Annotated in this window: 7 protein-coding genes; all 7 read right to left on the minus strand. The window is 69.3% G+C overall.

The features are described 5' to 3' along the window. Positions 1-10: 10 nt before the first annotated feature. The 7 genes from brxD to ACQBAU_RS16435 all read right to left on the minus strand — a co-directional run bounded on the left by brxD (position 11) and on the right by ACQBAU_RS16435 (position 20,528). Positions 11-1,336, minus strand: coding sequence for a BREX system ATP-binding protein BrxD (gene brxD / locus ACQBAU_RS16405; protein WP_465255579.1), 1,326 nt, complete (start codon positions 1,334-1,336; stop codon positions 11-13). Then, complete coding sequence (gene pglZ, locus ACQBAU_RS16410) at positions 1,333-4,161, minus strand: BREX-2 system phosphatase PglZ (protein WP_465255578.1); 2,829 nt, start codon at positions 4,159-4,161, stop codon at positions 1,333-1,335. Before pglZ ends, brxD begins: the two co-directional genes overlap by 4 nt. Further along, the gene (locus tag ACQBAU_RS16415; protein WP_465255577.1) at positions 4,143-7,868 is read right to left on the minus strand and encodes a BREX-2 system ATPase PglY family protein; all 3,726 of its coding nucleotides are present in this window, start codon (positions 7,866-7,868) and stop codon (positions 4,143-4,145) included. Before ACQBAU_RS16415 ends, pglZ begins: the two co-directional genes overlap by 19 nt. Beyond that, positions 7,865-11,434 carry a BREX-2 system adenine-specific DNA-methyltransferase PglX gene (pglX, locus tag ACQBAU_RS16420; RefSeq protein ID WP_465255576.1) on the minus strand — a complete coding sequence of 1,190 codons (3,570 nt, stop codon included), beginning with the start codon at positions 11,432-11,434 and terminating at the stop codon, positions 7,865-7,867. Before pglX ends, ACQBAU_RS16415 begins: the two co-directional genes overlap by 4 nt. Further along, the gene (gene pglW / locus ACQBAU_RS16425; RefSeq protein ID WP_465255575.1) at positions 11,431-15,669 is read right to left on the minus strand and encodes a BREX system serine/threonine kinase PglW; all 4,239 of its coding nucleotides are present in this window, start codon (positions 15,667-15,669) and stop codon (positions 11,431-11,433) included. Before pglW ends, pglX begins: the two co-directional genes overlap by 4 nt. Before the next feature lie 181 nt (positions 15,670-15,850). Continuing rightward, the gene (locus tag ACQBAU_RS16430; RefSeq protein WP_465255574.1) at positions 15,851-17,140 is read right to left on the minus strand and encodes an NAD(P)/FAD-dependent oxidoreductase; all 1,290 of its coding nucleotides are present in this window, start codon (positions 17,138-17,140) and stop codon (positions 15,851-15,853) included. Between the two features lie 46 nt (positions 17,141-17,186). Then, a complete protein-coding gene (locus ACQBAU_RS16435; protein WP_465255573.1) occupies positions 17,187-20,528 on the minus strand; it encodes a heparinase II/III domain-containing protein in 3,342 nt (1,113 codons plus the stop codon). Positions 20,529-20,535: the final 7 nt, after the last annotated feature.

Here is a 20,535-nt window from a genome sequence, read left to right on the forward strand (position 1 = left end):
CGCCCGACCGTCACAGGTCGAGATCGATGTCACCCGACCGTACGGGACGGGCCAGGTTGCGCTCGACCTCGGTGAGGTCCTGATCACCGATCGTCAGTTGGTAGTGCTCGGTGGGGTTGAAGTCCTCGAACTGATCAACCCGGTCGAGGACGTCTGCGACCAGCTTCTTCACGAAGATCCTGGGCGCGACGCCGACCTTGCCACCCAGGTCGCCGGCCACGGCGGCCGCCAAGTGGGTCACGTACGCATCGTCGACGACGGTACGCACCCGCTCGGCGTGCTCGCTGCCGTCGGCGTACAGGTCGCGGACCCGGCCGCCGAGCTCCACCAGCGCCGCATGGTCGAAGCCGCGCAGCCTCAGCTGCACCGCCCGCGGGTTGTCGAAGCGGGCATCGGTGTCGAAGTCGACCCGCAGTCGTTGCGCCAACGGCGCCAACCGGTTGATCCCCGACGGCCCCTCGAAGAAGGCCGGGGTGCCGGTGATCAACAGGTAGAGCCCCGGATAGCGGCCCGAGTCCACCTCGTCGACGAGTTGACGCATGGCATTGAGCGCCTTGTCCCGGACGTCTCCCCGCATCCGCTGCAGCGTCTCGACCTCGTCCAGCACCACCAGCAGACCGGGGTGGCCGGCGTCGCGGAGCACCACCAACAATCCTTGTAGGGCGCCCATCGCGCCGAAATGATCAAGGTCACCCTTGACACCGGCCGACCGCTTGGCGGCCGCCGCGACGTGTGGCTGCCCACCCAACCACGCCACCAACGCCTCGGCCCTCGGGTTGTCGTCCGCCGCCACCGCGCCGCGGTAGGCCCGCAGCACGGCGGCAAAGGCCGGCATCGTACGACTCACGGTGGCCAGCCGTTCGTCCAGCACCCGATCGACGGCCGCGGGATCAACCTCGGTGCTGGCGGCAACGTCGCCGTCGCGGCCGGCGACGACCTCGTCGACCAGTGTGAACAGCCACGAGTCGAGGACCGACCGGAAGGCACTCGGTGGCACAGACGCGGTGCGCAGCGACTCGGTGATCCGCCGGTACACCGTCTCCAACCGGTGCAGCGGAGTCTCGGTCTCGGAGATCTGCACCTCGGCCGTTGCGAAGCCGCGTCGACGGGCACGCTCGGCAAGATGCCTGCTGAAGAAGGTCTTGCCGGAGCCGTACTCACCCCGGACCGCCTTGAACACCGCACCGCCACCGGCGACCAGGTCGAGCTCGGCATCGAGTGCGGCCCGGAACGGGTCCAGGCCGACAGCAAGCAGGTCGAGTCCCTGGGCCGGTACGGTGCCGCGGCGCAGCGCATCGATGACCTCGCGTCGTCGCCGCGGCGACACCGCACTCACCGGCCGACTCCGAACTGTTCACGGAGCAGCTGCTCGTCCAGGATCACCATGCCGGTGCTCGGATCACGCCGGACCACCGAGTAGCCCTCGACGTTGAGCAGTCGCCGCAACTGCTCGAACGCTCCCGGCACCCGTGCCACCGCGACGCCCAGGATCTTGGCCACCTGAGTGATCGAGATCCGGCCGTGGGCAGACTGGGAAAGCGCGTCGAGCAACCTCACGACCTGTTCGTCGGTGATCGCGATGCGGCCCGCGAGCGTGCGCTGATCAGCGTACGTCGGCGTCGCGACCACCGCGGCACCGAATCCTCCCGGTTCTGCCGGCTCCGGCTCGTCGAGCAACGGCTGCTGAGCCAGCGTGAGATCCGATGGGCCGCGGGTGGCCCGGAAGAGTCGTGTGGCCCGTCGCGCACTGTCGGTCGGACCGCTCCACCAGTCCGGCTCCGCCGGAGTGGCCAGTCCGACGTCATCGGGCTGTTCGACGTCGCTGGGCACCAGAGCGATCACCGGCACCACCACCTCGGCCGGGTTGGCTCCTCCGTGATAGCCCGCCTTGATCGGTCCGTAGCGGAGTCGTTCGTTGACCGCCAGCACGGCGGTGTGGTCCGACGTCATCACCCGGTCACCCCGCACCAGGATCTCGTCCTCGGCCACCGCGCCCGTCGAGCTTGTCGAGACGCCCGTCGAGCCTGTCGAGACGCCCGTCGAGCTTGCCGAGCCGCTCGTCGAGCTTGTCGAGACGCCGCCGACCGGGCGATGCCGCGTTGCGCCTGGCACCCCCGACGCCAGGCGCGAGTACCCCTGACGGCGTTCGACGACGTGCCCGTGGTCGGAGGTGATCACGACCGTACGGCCGGCGTCACGGGCCCGCTCCAACAGCGCCGACAGGTGCTTCACCGCGTCGACCGACCAGTGGGTGCCGGCCGGGTCGCTGCGGTCGAGGGCGTCGTCGATGGTGTTGAGCACGCACGTGACCAGCGGCCGCTCGACGTCGTCGATCGCGGCGCGGACGGTGTCGGCGACGGAGTGACCGCCTCGCACCTTGTCGAGATCCCCCTTGTGGAACAGGGATGCGGCCACTCCGTGGGCGGAGGTGAGGGCACCGTACGCCTTGTGTTCGACGTTCTGCTGTCCCTGCGTCAGTCGCCCGGCCAGCAGCGAGGCCCGGCTCACTTCGGTGATGCTGGGCAGCACCGACACTCCTGCCACCCGTCGCTCCTGGCCTGCGAACAGCCGTTCCTGCCAACGTGCTCCGGCAGCGTTGATCAGATCGTCGAACAGTTCGACAGACACACCGGTGCTCAGTCCGTCCAGCACCAGCAGCAGCACCGGGCTCCGTCGCGCGAGCGGGATGACGAGGTCGGGCAGCACCCGCTCCAGCGGGAACACCGCACCCCCGGTGTCGGTCAACGGCTCGAACTCGGCGACCCCGTGGTCGCCGAGCGCCTTCGCGAATGCGGCGTCGTGGGCATCCCGGGCATCGCGGGACAGGCTCAGCACATGCCCCAGGGCCTTGCCGAGGTGCTCATCGGCGGCGCCTGCGGCGGCGTCGTTGACCGCGGCGTCGACATAGCCGTCCACGTCGAGCTGACGCCGGACCAGCCCGGCGAAGGCAGCGGCGCGGTGCCCGGCTGCCCCGGACGAACCATGATCAACATCGGCCAGCCACCGGGAGAGCCTGACGGCCCCGTGAAAGGCGGATCGCAGCGGATGGGTCTCGCCGAGGGCGTGGTCGCCGATCCGCCGCCAGGCCCGCTCGATCCCGTCTCCACTGGTGGTTGTCTCACCGAGCAGCGCGTCTGCGAGTTCACGGAATCGTGCCTCGAGGCCGGAGCCCAACAGGTCGGACTCCGCCGTGAGATGGGTGGCCTGTCCCTCCTTGAGGAGCTGGTCGGCACGGGCGAGTGCCTGTTCGGCATCGGCCCGACGTCGGGCATCCAGCAGCAGGGTGCCGGTGATGGTCCCGGTCTGTTCGGCGAGTTGCCGGATGGCGGTGTCCGGTGCCGGAGTCCACCGGTGACTGAGTCGCGCGAGTGCCAGCTCGGCGGCCGGACGCTGTTCGCTGTCGGTCAGCAGCTTCACCGCCAGCCCGAGCGGGAGCAGATCGCCGGGACGACCGGCGAGGAGCAACTCCGTGACGGCCGGCGCGGCATCTCCGGCGGCCGCGCCCAGCCATGCCACGACGGCGTCGCAGAGCCGATCCCCGCCACGGGTGCGCAGGTCGGCGAGTTGTCCGGGGGTGGCCTGTCTCGACGACCAGCCCAGGACCGTCACCGCATCGACCGGGCCGTCGGGCAGCCCCAACGCGTGGCGGGCCACGGCACCGAAGGCATGGTCGCGGGTGAGCAGCCCGGCCGGTGCCGGCGGCCACCCGTCGGTGGGCAACACGTCCAGCAGACCCAGGGCGAGGTCCCGGTGCCCGTGACGAGTGATCAACTGGGCATCGATCCCGGTCGCGGCGAAGCGCTGCCGGACGGCCTGCCACGGATCAGGACTGCGGAGTTGCTGTCCCACCAGGTGCGTCAGCACCCCCGGCCCCAGATCGCTCTCCGGGCGGTCGGTGACGATCACCAACCACTCGTCGGGAACGCGCTGTGCCAGCACCTCGCGGGCGGCCAGCGACGAGGGACAGCTGACCACCCTGACTGGCGTCCCGGCATGGTCGAAGCGCTGCTCCGGCTCGGCGACCCGTCCGCGGATGCCGATGGCGCCGTCCCGACTGGTGTAGCGACGCTCCACCACGTAGTCGATGATGGCGCGCACCATGGCCCGGCCGACCACCGCCACCGGAACCGCAGCCTGGACGGTCACTCGACGATCCGCCATTCGACCTCGACCTCGACGTCGGCGTGCTGCTGCCGGAACCGGTCGAGGTCACCCAGCACCTGGTCGACCGGGTCACCGGCGGCCAGTCGTCGTCCACCACGCCGGGCACCGCCGGCAGGTGATGGCGACCCCGTGGGCGGCTTCGGGGGTGTCGGCTTCGGGGTCGGCTGCGCGGCTGCCAACCAGGCGTACAGCCGCTCATCGGTGTTGCGCATCGCCGCGCCGATCAGTGCCGACAGTTCGTCGGCCTCCAACTGCTGCCGAAGGGTCTCCAGGATGTGCGCGGCCTCGTCGGCACGTGCCCCTTCGCCCGCAGCAGCCTGGCGGAGCGGGGCCAGCCTGTCCCACGCGAACTGTCGCAGCCCGTCAGCAACGGCGGCCGCGGAGCGGAGGGAACGGCCCAGTGCTGCGTCGGTCACGTGGTCGTCGGCCGCCAACCGGTTGGCCAGGTCGACGCCGTCGAGGTGCCGCAGTTGGTCACACAGGTGGGTGGCCGTCCGGGCCGTCGCGAGCCGGGGCGCCGCACCGTCCGGGTCAAGGCTGACCCGGGGGTACGACTCGCGCAGGGCCGACAACAGCGTGGCGGCGGGGCCGTGGAGGTCGGTGACCTGGCGTCGGACGGCCTGGCTCAGCTCGGCCACCGCCTGCGGTGTCAGGTGGGGGTTGGCAGCGACCCCGAAGACCTCACCGGCCCGCGCCACCGCACGGTCCCACGCGGCCGACTCGGGCAGCGCCTGTTCGCGCATCTCCATCTCGGGCCGCAGGCTGCCCGGTGCCGGGGTCGGGATGGCGGCGCCGAAGTTGTACCACGCGCGCAGCCGCAGTGCGGCCCAGGTCAGCACGACCAGGTCGGCCACCTCGTCGCGCAACCCCTTCGCCGGAACCATGGCGTCGATCCAGCTGCGCATCTCACGCACCGTCACCGGGGCATGTTGGTCACCACGTCGACCCAGCTCCCGGGCGAACTGGGTCGCCCACGGCTCGAACCGGTCGTCGCTCAGGATGAAGTGGGTCTCGGCGGCCTGACCGACGCCGAGGGTGTTGGCGACGCGACGGACGGCGGCGATGTCACCCTGCAGCGGCACCCGGTGCGCCTGGTCGGTCATCGCCCGTTCGACGTGTTCGGCCACCGCCTTGAGGTCACGCACCCTGATCTCGGTGTCTGCGGGATCGAACACCGGATGCCCCGGGTAGGTGGCGTCGAACGCCTGCCGGAGCAGGTTGTCGAAGGCGGCCGCCAGCGTGGCGCCGACCGGTCGCTGCGGCTGGAACGCACTGTCCATCGAGGTCAGCACCCGTTCGTGGGCGGCGTCCTCGACCACATCGGTGCCCGACGGTGCGGCGGCGTCGTAGGCCTCCTGGATGGCGCGCAGCAACGAGTGGCGCAGCGTGGCGCGCTGCGACTCCAGGATTGCGCGGGCCTGCACCCGGTCGGTTTCGCTGAGGTGATCGGCGTGCCGTGACCAGCGCTCGCCACTGCCCTCCAGCAGCCAGTTCAGGATCACGAGGCGTCGGACGTCGCGCATCCGGTCCTCGGCGAAGAAGCGCGGCAGCCACACAATGGTCTGGCTGCGGAAGTCTCCAGCCATCATGCTCTCGAGGCGTTGCAGGTCCTCGGCGGAGGTGTGGCCGGCCTCGTCGAACGGGTGGTCGACGACGACCCGCCAGGTGCCGGGGCGGGCGGTGAACGCGTCCTCGGGCAGCCAACTGCTGTCACGGACGTTGCCGAACACCAGGTCGACGTCGCGCCGGGACCCTCGCCAGACGATCTGGTAGGGCCGGGCGCCGCGCACGTCCTCGGAGCCGAGGTTGACCCCGAGGCTCTCGATCACCAGTTCCTTGATCAACTCGCGCCGGCGGCCCTCGTTGTCCTCACCGCGCGCCTTCTCGACGATCGACTCGTAGTCGACGTCCGACAGCTCCACCCGGATGATCGGGTTGCGGGCCTCGTTCTCGATGTGGATCTCGGGCACGTGCCTGGCCCATTCCCGGACCTTGGCCGCCACCATGGTGGCCTCGTTGCCGGGCAGTGGGGACACGATCGAGCCGTGGTTGAGCGCCGCCAGCCGTGACGGGGTGAGACCCTTCAACGCGGGCACGTTGGGCGCAACGGCCGACATCAACAGGGTCTGGGCGAGTCGCTCGTCGGCGAGCAGGCCCGGGGGTCGCTCCTTGCCGGCAGCGACATCGGCCTCGGACAGGTCGTACTTGGCCAGCAGCACTGGCCGGAGCTTCTCGGCGTACAGGGTGTTGGCGGCCCGGAACAGGGCGGCCACCTTCTGGTCGAGAGCCTGACCGCTGTGCCCTTGGACGACGTAGTCGAACGCGTCGCCGACCGGGATGACGTCGGCGGCGGTCAGCTCGTCTCGTTGGTCGACCAGCATCTGCTGCATCACCTTGAGCGCGGTCCGCTCTCGCTGCATCACGCTGGCCAGTGACCGCAGCGTCGACACCAGGGCGGGTGAGAACGGGTAGGTCTGGCGGAACGCGGCCTCGTCGGCGCCTCGGTGTGCATCATCGGTGTTGACGCCGTCGAGCAGGACGTCCCACACCGCCGGACGCCGGTCCAGGCCGCGGAACGATTCCTCCAGCGACTGCCGGGCCTCGTCGTCGCGGGGGGTGAGAAGGCGTTGCTGGGCGACGTGGGGCAGGTTGTCGTCGCCGAGCTCGATGGTGGCGAAGCGGCCCTGTTGGTGCTTGAAGGCCCGGTCGAGGGCGTCCTGTTCGGCACCGCTGGCGCCGGCGTCGGCGAACCATTGCCGCAGGTCGAGCTGGCGCGCGACGAACGAGATCAGCGGGACGGGGCGGTGGCCCACCGACGACTCGACCAGCTTGGTGATCTTCTGCGACTCGCGGCGGAAGAATTCCCGGTCCTGGACGCCGAACGCCAACCAGAGCACGAGTTCGTCGAGGAACAGCACCACCGCGTCGTAGCCGAGTCGGTCGGCGTGGGCGGAGATGGCGGCCAGTCCGGTGTCGAGGTCGACGTACCTCGCCTGCTGTGTGTAGGCCTGGAAGTAGTTCTCCACCAGGGCGCTGACGAGTTGTTGTCGATCCTCGGCGGCCGGGTTGGCCGCCTCGGCCGCCCGGTAGGTCTGCGCGTCCCAGGTGCCGGCGCCGAGGATGCCGGACCAGACGTCGTCGTGGGCCTCGGCGCCGCCGTTCAGGCCTTCGAAGAACTTGTCGTCGCCGAGTCGTTCCCGCAGGCCGGCCGCGTCGCGCAGCAGGGCGTCGGAGCGGTGCAGCGCCGGTAGCGGCGCGTCGGGATGCAGCTCGCGGATCTGGCGCAGGTAGCCGTCGAAGACGGCCCGCTCGAGGGTCTCGGCCCCGAGCAGGTGGAACGCCAGGGGCAGGAACGTCTTGCCCTGCAGCGCACCGTCGTGGCGGGCGATGACGGACTGCAGTTCGGCCTTGCTGCGAGCGTACGGTTCGTGTCGCAGTAGGGCGTGCAGCACGGCCATGAAGTGACTCTTGCCGGAGCCGAAGGAGCCGGTCAGGAAGGCACCACGACTGACCCCGTTGCCGACCGCGTCGGCGACCAGCCCGAGTGCGGTGTCGAACGAGTCGGCGATGTCGGGGGTGACGACGTAGGCGTCGAGGGTGCGGTGGACCCGATCCTCGCCGACACTGTCGGTAAGCCGCAGCACATAGTCCTCGGCACCGGCCCGCTCGGGGATGTCGATCAGGTCCTTGAGCAGCGTGGTCATGTGGTCGCCTTTCGTGCCCTGGCTGACTTTCGTGGGGTTGACTTGCGTGCCCGTGCGGCCGGTCGCCAGGCGGCCAGCTGCTCGATCGACTGGTTGACCTGGCGGGATCGTTCGTCCAGCTGCTCCTGGCAGAACACGGCCAGGCTCTGGCCGTAGACGGGGTGGATGTCGGAGTGCCACTGCGCCACCCAGGGTTGCAGCTCGGCCAGCCCGGCGACCAGTGGCACCAGGTCGTCGTCGGGGCGGCCTTCTTCCTCGCGGGCGGCGATGATGGCGGCCAGCGCGAGGGACTGTTCAGCGTGGTCCCAGCCGGCCCAGCCCAGCAACAGGGTCGGGTCGGTGACTCGGCCCGCGTCCGGATAGAGGATGAACCGTTCCTTCGGGACGTCCAGTTTGCCGCGGTGTTGCCACCAGCTCTGCTTGCGGAAGTCAGCGGTGGTGTACTTCGGCGGCACGGGGATCGGTCCGACATCCTCGCCGGCATCCTCGCGGCGCTGCAGCTGCCACGTCTCCTCCCACGCCCGGCGCTTGCGCAGGCCCGGCTCCTTCAGCCGCAGGGCCGCCAGATAGGGGACGGCCTCATCGGTCAGCAGCCGGGTCAACGAGTCGACCACCGGCACGTCGGGGCGACCTTCCCACAGCTGCAGCACCGAGACGAGATCGGCGTCACTACCCACGGCATCGGCCAGTTGGGCCACGCTCTTCGGCGTCGGGGTCGGACCGCTGAACCAGAACGCGCGGTCCTCCAGCCGGTCGAGCAGCCAGCCGCGCAGTGCTCGGTCCTGCCGCGTCTGCCACGGCTCAGCAGACCAGCGTCGCTTGTGCTCCGGCGACTCCAACAGCGCAACCCCGGCGTCGGCCTCGATCAGGTCGAGTCTCCGCTGCACCAGGTCACGGTAGGCCTCCGGCCAGTGCGCCGGGATCTCGGTGATCGGCGTCGACCCATGCCGCGCGAACCACGCCGTCTCCTCCTCGCCGGCCGCGACCTTGCGGGCCAGCGCGATCTCGAAGGCGCGCTCACCCAGGGCAATCTCCGGCAGGTCATCACCCTGGTGGACCAGCTCGCCACCCGGCAGCCCGTACAGTCCGTAGACAGCCCAGTCGAGCTCTTCCTGCTCGGCAATCATCCGGCCGCGGATCGACGCCGACGTTGCCGCTGCCTGCGCCAAGGTCGCAGCGGTCGGCACCCCCTCGACAACCTGCTCCGGTGCCGCAGCGCTCAGGCTGGTCGCCAGGCGATCCAGCGAGCGGGCACGCTCCCGCGGGAGCGTCTCCGGCAGTGGGTAGTCCTGCAAGGTCGTCCCACCGAACTGATAGCGAGGCTCCCAGTCCTCGTCGCCGATCCCCCCGCCGATTCCGCCGTTGCCCTTGTTGTAACAGTTCTGCTTCAGCCAGAAGCATGCGGTCGACGAGTTGAGGACGCCGAGCAGCCCGAGATGATCATCCTCGGTGGCCGCCTCCGGCAACTTGATCACTGGGGCTGTCTGCTTGAAGACCTTGCCACCCCGGTCCAGCACGAAGTGGTTGTGCGTGGCGACTTCCGCGTACGTGATCCCAAGTGGTGTTCGCATCTTGGACGTGTAGCACTCGAGGTGGTCGTACCACGGACGATTGCGCTGCTTCAGCGTCTTGCCGAAAATGACGCGCTTCTCCAGCCATGAACGATTAGGCCATAGACACCTCGCAACCAGAACCGATTCGGGAGAAACCCACGAAGGCTTGAAGACGTCAACATACGGCCAAAGCACAAGTGCGTCCGCACCTATGGCATAGTCACGGACATTCTCGCCAACGACAATCGGTGTGACGAAATTCTCGAGATTCAGCGCACGCACGGTCGATCCACGGATGAACCACGCATCATCCTCTCCAACAACAGTTGTGCGTCCGATACTGTCCACCCCTCTACCCAGTTGGGAGGGCGCTTGCTCAATTACTTCTAGGAGATCGGTAGCACCGCCGCCACTCAAACTCCACGGATGATCACGAAGAGCTGAGCGATCGAGGTCCGAAACAGATAGCCACTGATCCTCATGGCCGGGGTCCCCCACGTGATCAACGATCGACGACCACACCATGGCCTCGGCCGGATCCGCCGGACGCCCCGGCTCCCCACGGATCCCGAGCACCGCCCGGACTGTCGACCCAACCGGACGCTGGTTCCGCCCGGTGATGATCACCGTCGGCGTCCCGTGCCCGGGGATGTAGGCCCCCGAGGTGTCGGCGACCAACCGGAGGTCCTTGGCGACCAGGAACTCCTCGATCAGCTTCGACCCGAACTCCCGTTTCATGAACGAGTTCGACGTGATCTGGCCCGTCCACCCGGCGGGTTGATCACCACGAGCAGGCTTCGCCAAGGCAAAGAAGCGTTCCATGAAGGGCACGGTCAGCGCATAGGTTCCCTTGCAGGTCGGGTACAGCGCCCGGTACGCCTTGTTGAGATGCTTGTCCTTCACCGTGATGTAGGGCGGGTTGCCGACGACAACGTCGTACTGCCCGGGGGTGAGGATCCTCTTGAGTCGGTCGACGTCCTCGGTGGTGTAGGCGATGTCTGACATCTGCTGGTCATAGTCGGCCCCCTCGAAGGGCAAGGTCTCCGCGTCGCGACCGAACAGCAACGAGTCCCCCGCCACCACGTGATACTCCACCGCAGGAGCCTCGTCCAGCTCGCGCAGTCCGCAGGCGAGCAGCACCGCCACGGTCAACCGGAACTGGGCGATGGCCACCGCGAACGGGTTGATGTCGACCCCGTACACCGATTCGACGGCGAGCCGCACCCGTTCCTGCCGGTCGAGCGCCGGCGCCTGCCGGTCCCACCGGTCCAGCAACCGGTGGAAGGCGCCGAGCAGGAAGTGCCCCGAACCGCAGGTGGGGTCGATGATCGTGAAGCCGTCGAGGGGACGTTCGGTGAGTGCCGGCTCCAGGGTCTGGTCGAGGATGAACTCCTCCACGAACTCCGGGGTCTGCAACAGGGCGAAGGTCCTCTTGGCGTGATCGGACAGGTCCTGGTAGAGGTCACCGAGGAATCGGGTGGACAGCTCCGGGTCGGTGAAGTCGAAGATCAACTCACCGGCATCGTCGGTGCGCCGCCAGAACTGCAGCAGGTCGGTCACGGCCTGCCCCGACGGTGAGATCGTCCACAGTGGGGAATGTTCCTCGACCAGCGGTGCGGTGGCCCGGAGCCTGGCCAGGTGGGCGATCGCGGTCTGCAACCATTCGCGGTCGGTGTGGTCGGGGTGGGTGCGGAAGTGGGCGAGCTGGGCGTCGGTCGCCTCCCGGCGCCGCTCGACGGGGCCACTGATCCACACCGGACGGACCAGTCGGTTGTCCTCACAGAACCGGATGAACACCGTCGTCAGCACCCAGGCGACCGCAGCCTGGGTCACCCGGTCGTCGCGCCACGCGGTCCAGCCGGCAGCGGTCCGTTCGGCGCGCAGCAGCCGCCGATGCTCGTCCTGCCAGCGTTCCCGATCTGCGGGCAACAGATCCAGTCGCTCCCGCAGGTCGTCCTCGAGCGTCAGCACCTGGCGCTGGAGTGCTGCGACGAGGTCGGTCGAGTTGATCATGCCGAGGCACCCTCCGGTTGACGACGACTGTCGATCCAGCTCCGGTCAACCGCCACGAACTGCCCCGGTGCGGCCAGCGGCAGGGGGCGGCCTTCGAGCACCGGCCCACGGTCGGCCAGCAGTTGCGGCACCACCAACCACAGCGGTCGGCTGCGTGCGGTCGCCAGGTCGGTCCAGCGGCTGAGCGTGCCGAGTGCGGCGTAGCGGGCCAGCACCGACGCGTCGGTGAGGACCACCGGCCCGGATCCGCCGGCGGTCAGGGCGGTGTCGATCGCCGCTGCCACCGCGGGCATCGCCTTGCCCACCAGGGCGTGCAGCCCTTGTGCGGCGCGACTGCCACTGGCCTCCGCGTCGGCCGACAGCACCGCAGCCCAGGGCAGCTTCGCCACCGCCGCCTGCTCGCGCATTGCCTGCAGCAACACCTCGGTGATGTTGATCATGGTCGCGTCGTACCTGTCGTGAAGCACGACGAGGAAGCGGTCGAGCAGCGCGGCCGGTGGCGCCAGGGCGAGGAACGACCGGCGGGCGATGCTGTCGCTCAGTCGCTGGCCGACGACGCCGTCGACCGACAGTGCCGGCAGTGCGACCGCCACCGTGGTGGGGGCACGCGACTCCAGCCCGGTGGTGTCGTGCGGTGACTGCGGTGTCACGTAGCTGCGTCGCCGATCGTCGTAGACGAGGTCCAGCTCCGACTCCTCGACGATGCGGTCCAGGGCTGGTCGCTCCGGCAGCGCAGCGATGGCCGGGAACCGGGCCCGAACGCGATCGCGCAACTCGGTCGGCGGAAGCTGCTGACCGGCCGCCACGGCACGCAGGCTCAACGACACCGCCCCGGCAGCCGACAGCCCCCGGTGGTGCAGCTCGTGGTTGCCCGACGCCGCCGACCGGGTGGACAGGGCTGCGGCGAGCCGCGCCAGCCTGCCCGGTGACCGCAGCTCGTCCGGCACCGTGTCGGCGCGGTTGACCGTAGCGATGAGTTCCTCGGCGACCCGCGCTGCTGGCACCAAGGCATCGGTCGCATCCCCCGGGTTCACCGCCGACACCAGCCGGTCGGCCACCCGGCCCAGCTCCTCCACCACATCCAGGATGTCGGCATCGGTGCCGATCAACGCCGGACGCCCGGCCCGGCGACGCAGCTGATACTCGACGATGTCGTCCTGACCGCCACGGATCCGAGCGCGTTGTCGATCGACCACGACACGCAGCAGGCCGGCGACGATGCGGGTCTCGGCATTGTCGTCCGATGCCGGATCCTCGACCATCACGGTGATCAGCCCGTCGACCAGCTCACCCACGGTGGCGACGGTGCCCAACGCCTCGAGCCGGGCCGCGACCTCGTGTTCCAGCGTGTCGAGCACCTGCCGGGAACGGTCGTCGGAACCCCAGGCGTCGTGCAGCTCGGTGATCAGCTGGTTGCCACGACCCGACGTGATCGGCTTGGGCAGACTGGCACCGAGCTGGGCCTGGGTGGCGAACGCGTCGACGGGTTGCGGCGTGGTGCCGAGGATCTGCGCGGCGTACCGGGCCCTGGTCTCGCTCCGGTCTGCGCGAACCGCGTCGAGCAGTAGTTCGGCGACCGCCAGGGGGTCCGGCAGCACCGTTGTCCGGGTCGGGGTGCCGAATGGCCTGGACCGAACGGTCGAGGGAAACTTCTTCCGCCAGCGGGCTGCGGCGGCGCGGATCTCCTTGCGGGTCAGCTCCTTCACCCCGCTGGGGCGCGCCAGTCGTACCGCGTCCACCGAGACCAGATCGGCCACCGTGTGGACGTCGAACGGTTCCAGCGCCGACAGGGCCCGGGCCGACAGGCCCGCGTCGCTCAACGGCGTTGCGGGCGTCGCCGCCTCCTGCAACTCGGTCGCGTTGTCCGGTGCGCCGGTCTGGGTCTGCCCGAAGACCTGTAGCCAGGCCGCCAACATGTCGCCGGCGGTGTCGAACCTGGCGCTCCGGTCCCGAGCCAGCGCGGTGCGGAAGAACCCTGCCAGCGGCTGGGCCACCGTCCGGTCGAAGGCACCGTCGGCGACGGTCGCCTCATCACTGATCGCGGCCGGGTCGGACAGCCCGTCGCCGTACACCGGCGGCTGCCCGGTCGCCATCTCGAACAGCACCACCGCCGCGGCGTACAGTTCGGCGGCAGTGTCGTAGAGTTCCCGGCCGGCGCTCCCCAGGAACGGGTCGAGGTACGGCGGGGTCCCGGCCCGGACGGCCGACGCCGCGGCCCGGGAGAGCGAGAAGTCGAAGAGCACCAGGTGCTTCGCACGGTCGCTGCGGCTCTCCCGTACGCCCAAATTGGCGGGCTTGATGTCGCGATGGTCGATGCCGGCGGCATCGAGGTCGACCAACGCCCGGAGCAGATCGGTGCCCCACCGCTCCAGGTAGTCCAGCGACTGCCGCTGCCGATCCCCCAGCTCCTTGGCGAGCGTGTGGTTGCCGGCACTCTCCAATACCAGGGTGTCGCGACCTGCCACGACGATGGGACCCTCGAGCAGCTTGACGATGCGGGGGCTCGTGATCGACCGCAGCACCTCGGCCTCGTCGCGGAGCCGGTCAGCAGCGGCGTCACTGCTGGCCACCTTCAGCACAACCTCGCGTGCCGGTTCCTGGTGTTCATCGCGCACCAGCAGTCCGACGGCCGTCGATCCGGTGCCAAGTCGTCGGAGCAGTCGGAACCGGCCACCGAGCAGTGCCTGGGGTGCGGCGTCGAGCGGGTCAGGATCCGGCTCCGCGTCGGCGGCCGGGCTGCCCTCGTCGGCGAGTTGCTCGAGGAAGCTGCGTACGTCGGCGGTCCGCTCCGAGACCGCGGGGCGGGTCGCGTTGAGCACCGCCTCCCGGACGGCTGACGACACCGCCGGCAGTTCAGGTGCAAGATCGAGCCCGGACTGTTGCCGCAGGCGTGCGGCCAGCTCCGTGGCCGAGTCGGCCGGTCGGCGGCCACCGGCCAACAGGAAGAACGCCAGCGCGCCCAGGCCGAACACGTCGACGCGGACCCGATCCACCCCCTGCAGCAGGCCACCCTCCGGGGCCGCGAACGCGTCCAGCCAACGGTCGGTGCTCTCCGGTCGGGCGCTGTCGGCGCCGATCAGTGCGGTGACCCCGGTCGCGGTGCCGGTGCCGTGTTCGGCACGGACCCGGCCGGCGGACTGCCAGTCACGCACCTGCACGCGGAGCTCACCCTCCCGTTCCCGGACCCAGATGGTGTGCGGGTTGAGGCCACGGTGGACGACCTTGTTGCCGTGGGCGTACTGCAGGGCCTCGCCGGCCTTCCGAATGATGGAAAGCTGGGTCTCCAGTGACACCCCGTCCGGCTGCCCGCTCAGCCACAGGTCGAGCCGCTGCCAGTCGTCGTCCAGCGGATAGACCAGACCGACGCCGAGGTCGCTGTCGATCAGGTCCTCGGGCCGCAGCACGCCCTGGTGGTTGAGGTGCTCCATCACCCGGAACTCGTGCTCGGCGATGGTGGCCACCCGACGCCGCTCGGCCTCGGGTGCGGTGGGTGGCAGCACCTGGATCCGGATCCGGGCACGTCGTTGCTGGCTGATCTTGTGGGATGCTTCCCACTCCTGCCAACCATCGCCGTCGGCGATGGCCTCCTCCCGGATCACCCAGGATCCCGCTTCCCGTTCCCGACGCTGCACCAGGCCGATCCTGCTCATCAGCTCGGCGATCGTCCGTTCGCGAATCTGTCGCCGTGGGTCCCCGTGCTCGAGGAGCAGCTCAGAGATGCCGGGAAGGTTGCTGTGTCGCTCCTGGCCGTCGATGCCGTACAGCCCGATGGCACTGGCCTCGGACAGTTCGCTGACGAACTTCGGGTGGTGCAGGAACACCGACTCCTGCACCCACGGGACGACCGTGTGCGCGGGCGGCGCGTTGGCCTTTGTCTCCCGGACCCAGCGTTCGAACTCGTCCTTGAGTTTGCTGCTGAAGTACTGCGCCTTGCGGCGGGCCAGCTTGAGTGGCGAGTCCTCGGCGCGTCGCCCGTCACGCAGCCAGGTGTGGTCGTCACCGCGCAGCCGCCCGGAGTAGTACTTCAGCTCGACCAGGTGGAGCCGACGACGGCCCAGCACCAACAGATCGACCTCGTGCCAGCGGCCGTGGCCGTCCCGGAACTCGAAGTTGGACCAAGCATGGAACGGCGGTTGCTCCGGCAGCAGCTCACGGACGAGTTGCAGCCCCTCGGCCTCGTGCGGGAACTGCGACGGGGACACCTCGGTCCACCGCACCGGCTCTGGTGTCGCCACGCACTCCTCCTCCTGCCCGTTGCGCCAACCTTAGACCGTCGGCAACCCGATCAGCGTGACCGGTCGGGGTGCAGGATCAGCAAGCACGCGGTTGGGTCATGCCTCCGGCACGAGGATGGCTGTACGGTCACTCGCAGGCAGCGATGTCGTCGACGTGCAGGGTGCCTGCCACGGCCCAGCCTCACTCGTTGACGTTCGGATCCTTGGTTGTACGACCGAGCTCTGCCGGGGTGTCCTGCACGTCACCGACGATCGCCCCCGTACGGCGAAATGCCAGGTAGCGAGCGGCAAGGTTGAACATCGTCGAGATCCGGTTCCGGCCACCCAGCAGATACATCAGGTGGACCGCGATCCACAGCACCCACGCGACCGGGCCGGTGAAGCGGGCACCCTGCGGAAACTCGACGATGGCCGAGAGCTGCCCGATGGTGGCCATCGAGCCGCGGTCGGCGTAGTGGAACTTCTCGGTCGGCAGGCCCTGCTCCAGCCGGAGGATCTGCTCGGCGACGTGCTTGCCCATCTGCATCGCCGGTTGTGCCAACTGGGGTTGGGGTTCGTTCGCCGACACCGCGGCGTCACCGGCGGCGAAGATCAGGTCATGACCACGCACCCGGTAGTCGTCCTCCACGAGGATCCGTCCGCCACGACCGAGCTCGAGGTCCCAACTCTGCACCTCGTCCCGGCCACCGACACCGGCCGCCCAGACGACCAGATCGGAATCGAGGCAACTGCCGTCACCGAACTCGACACGGTCGGCGTGCACCTTGGCGATGGCGGTGTCCAACCGGACGTCGACGCCGCGCTTCTCCAGCTGCCGGCGGGTGTAGTCCTGTAGGTCGTCGTGGAACGGGGTCAGCAACTGGGGCGCCATCTCCACCAGCACCACCCGGATGTTCTTCGGGTCGAGTTCGGGGAAGGAGCGCGGCATCGCCACCTCCCGCATCTCCGCGAGCGTCCCGGCCATCTCGACCCCCGTCGGGCCGCCACCGACCACGACGACGGTGAAGGATCGACTCCGGGAGTCGGACTTGGCCGCCAGTCGTTCCAGCCCACCGAAGAGCATGTCGCGGGCCTGCAGCGCATCGGCCCGGGTGTAGAGCGACACCGAGTAGTCCGCCACCCCCGGAATGCCGAAGTAGTTGGCCTCGACACCGGCGCTCAGCACCAGGTAGTCGTAGCCCACCCGTGCCCCGTCGGAGCAGATGACCTCCTGCTGCTCGGGATCGAGGCCGGTCACCTTGGACCGGCGGTAGCGCGCCCGATGTCGGTGGCGACCGCTCAGACTGCGGATCGGGAAGGTGATGTCACCGGGGTTCAGGCCGCCGGTGGCCACTTGGTACAGCAGCGGTTGGAACGTGTTGTACGGGTGCTGGTCGATCAGCGTGACCCGGCAACCACCCTTGAGCAGGCGCTCGCGTGCGGCCACGCCAGCGAAGCCGGCACCGACGATGACGACGTGTGGCTCGTTCACCCTTACATCCTGCCCCCACCCCGGACGTCGGCATGTACCGGGGTGGTCAGCGGACAACCACCTCATGTCGGCCGGGCTCGACGGTGATGGTGAGCAACTCCCGACCAGCGTCGAAGCCGGACGTGACGGGCTGCCCGTCCAGCGTGATCGTGTCGCCACGCCGTACGTGGAACCTCACCTGTTGGGCCACCTCGGTCGACAGTGTCGCGTGGGTGGTGGCCGTCGCCTCGTCGTGGACGACGCCGAGGTTGATCGGCGCCGCACAGGCCAGCAACCGCCGTGACTTGCCGACGGCGGTGGTGCCACCGGTCACGGCGTAGCGCTCCACCACCGGACCCCGTTCGAAGCCGACCAGGAACTGTTCGGCATCGGTCCGGACTCCTTCGAGCACGACCGGCGCAGCTCCGCGACGGAGTCCGATGACGTCGGTGATCTCACGGCTCGCCCCCGGCCGCACCACCACGGCCCCGACGCCGGTCCCGCTGATCACCCGCCGGGCGGCCAGTGTGGGCAGTGGCGGCGCCTCAGTCGAGGTGCCGGAACGCACGATCTGGAAGGCATCGACGGAGATGAAGAACCCGGCCGAGGCGGCGTTCCGCCCGACGACGGTCAGCCGCACGGTGTGCACGCCGGCTGTCAACGACAAGCTGTCGAAGGTGACCGGGTCGGTGAGCCCGATGTCGGCTGCGTAGGTGTCCACCGGCTCCCCCAGGGTCACCCCGTCGATCGCGAAGGAGAGCTGCGCGTACGACGGCGACATGCCGAACCAGGCGCGGATGTCGTACGAGCCGGACTCGGCCAGTTCGACCGGGAACTCCATCCAGTCGCCGACTGCCGTGGCCCGCAGGAACACCACCGTCGCGCCGCTGATCTCCAGGTTGCGCAACCCGGCCCCGGACGTCGTGACGGGCAGACTCTCGGCCTGGAACAGCCCCGGCGTCTCCCGCGCCCCGGCCTGCAGCAGCGTCATGAACTCCGCCTCGCGGGCCGGTGCCCCACTGCTCAGGTGGATCTGTTGGCCATACTCCTCGGCCCCGGGCCAGGTCGCCAACGACAGCGTGCGCGGCGTCTCGTCGAGCACGGTGAGCCGCAGTTGCGCCGAGTTGTTCCACTGGTCGACCACCCGGCCGACCCGACTGTCACCCACCTCGAAGCTGGCCTGATCAAGTCGGTACTCGGTGCTGGGGCCCGTGCCCAGTCGCCAGTCGTACTCGTGCGGTGCGGGGGCCGCCAGCCGGTCGACCATCAGGTAGTAGTGGTCCGGCAGCGCCAGCACGTGCCGGTCGAAGCGGTCCAGAGGCGTCTGCTCGTACGCTTCGGCGGCCGAGCCGACGACGAACACGCATGCGGCCGACACGACCCCGGCGCGCATGGATCCTCGCCCCTGTGGGAATCCCTGGTGCACGCCTTGGCCCTCGCCGTCGACGTAGACGGTGTTGTGGCCATGGGTGACGGTGTAGTCGTTCTTCGGTCCGGAGATGTAGCTGCGATAGCCGGCGTCACCGGCGATCCAGTTGCCATTGCTGCCGATGATGAAGGAGTTCTGGTCGTAGTGGTTGTGGCCGAGCCGGGAGTCGTTGGCCTTCATCACCAGCAGCCGATCGTCGAACTCCCAGCCCGACCGGATCGACGCCCAGCCGAGACCGTCGATCACCGCACTGGTCGGCAGGTTGGTCGGTGCGGTGACCGGGATGTCGGGGTCGCCATAGATGAACTGCTGCATCGCCGGGGTCGACGGCTTCGCCTGTTGCAGGTACCAGCCAGCGTGGCCGTCCCCGAGTTGGCTGGACAGCACCCCCGCGGTGATCCCGAAGTAGGTCGCCGCCGATGAGTCGGAGATCGGCGCGAGGGCGGTGCTACCCGGCACCAGCCCACGCAGGATCCACCGCATCAAGTTGATCTTGCCCGCAGCGTTCGCCTGGTTGAGGTACGGATTGTCGAGCACCCCGGCGGCACCGGTGACGCGGGTGACGTGGCCGGCCCCCTCCAGAATGTTGTCCAGCGAGTAGCTGGTGTAGCCGTATCCCTCCTGACCGCCGGTCTGGAACAGGTCGAGGTACCAGCTGAACACATTGGACGCCCGGGTCAGCCAGGCGTTGCTGCGGTCATCCGTACCGTGCACGACGGCAGCCCCGGTTGCCAGCGCACTGGCCCGCAGCATCCAGTGGTTGTCCGGTGCCGGGGTCGTCAGGTCGAGGTAGAACTTGTGGACGCCGTGGGTGATCAGCGCTTCCCGGATTGTGGTGCGCTCGGTCTCGTCGAGCAGCTCGTGGATCACGTCGTAGCCGAAGGCCACACCGATGGTGAGGGCGGCGGTGGCCAGTTCGGTGCGGGTCCGGGAATAGGTCTGGTACGCCGGGTCGGTCCACGTCTCCCACTGGGCCAGCGACAGCAGGTATTCCTTGACCCGCAAGGCATACCGCTCGTCCCCGGTGCCCGCGTAGGCGAGGCTCATCGCCTGCAACCGACGGCGGATGCCCTCGCCCATGGCGGTCCAGTACGGGTACGGCCCGGCGGTGTAACCGGGCGGCGGGTCGTGCGGTTCCGGCTGCACCGGCGGGAGCGGGTAGACGATGGACACCCCGGCGATGTAGGCCTGCGTGAACTCGGTCTCCGCCACCGCGGTGTCGGCCTCGTTTACCACCGTGCGCCAGACGTCGGCCACCGGCGTACCCCACGGGTTGGGTCGGGTGTCGGTGGTGCGCTCCCGCAACGCAGGCAGCTCGTCGGGGGTGAAGTACAACCGCGGGTGACCCGACGCGGCGAGCGGAAACTCGCGCACCTCCTCGGCGGGCGGCCGGACCAACCGGACGTCGTCGAAGAACACGTCGCCGATGTCGGCAACCGAGGCATAACACAGGACCGTGACGTGGCTGGCCGCATCGGGGGCCCCCGCCCGTGCGGCCAACTGTTGCCAGTCGCTGTGTGAGACGTCGGCGCTGACCTGGGTGGTCTGGATCCGAGTGTCTGCGGCATCCCAGAACTCAAGGTAGAGGTACGGTCTGCTGCTCGTCCGCCGGGTCCAGGCCGTTGCGCTGTAGACGACGGCCGGTTCGGCCGGCAGTTTGGCGCTGCGCACGAAGGTGCCTGCGCTCGCGCTGGTGTCGACCAGCCGTACGGCCCGCTGTCCCTCGTGGACGGGGTCGGTCACCGACTCGACGGTGCCTACCCGATCCCACCCGACGGGGTGACCGGACGCGTCGATGGTCTCGAAACCACCGTTCGGCAGCAGGTTGTCCCCCGCGGCGACCGCCCGTGGCGCCCGGACACCTCCCAGGGCCGCACTCGTCAGGCCCACCGAGGCACCCAGCAGGCCGGTGAACGACCGCCTCGACAGGGTCGCCCGCTCGGGGCTCGTGGCAACCTGGCTGGAGTCGGTGACCGTCATGTGGGAG

It is taken from the genome of Carbonicoccus niuqiaonis (assembly GCF_050157065.1).
Classification (GTDB): domain Bacteria; phylum Actinomycetota; class Actinomycetes; order Propionibacteriales; family Propionibacteriaceae; genus Avipropionibacterium.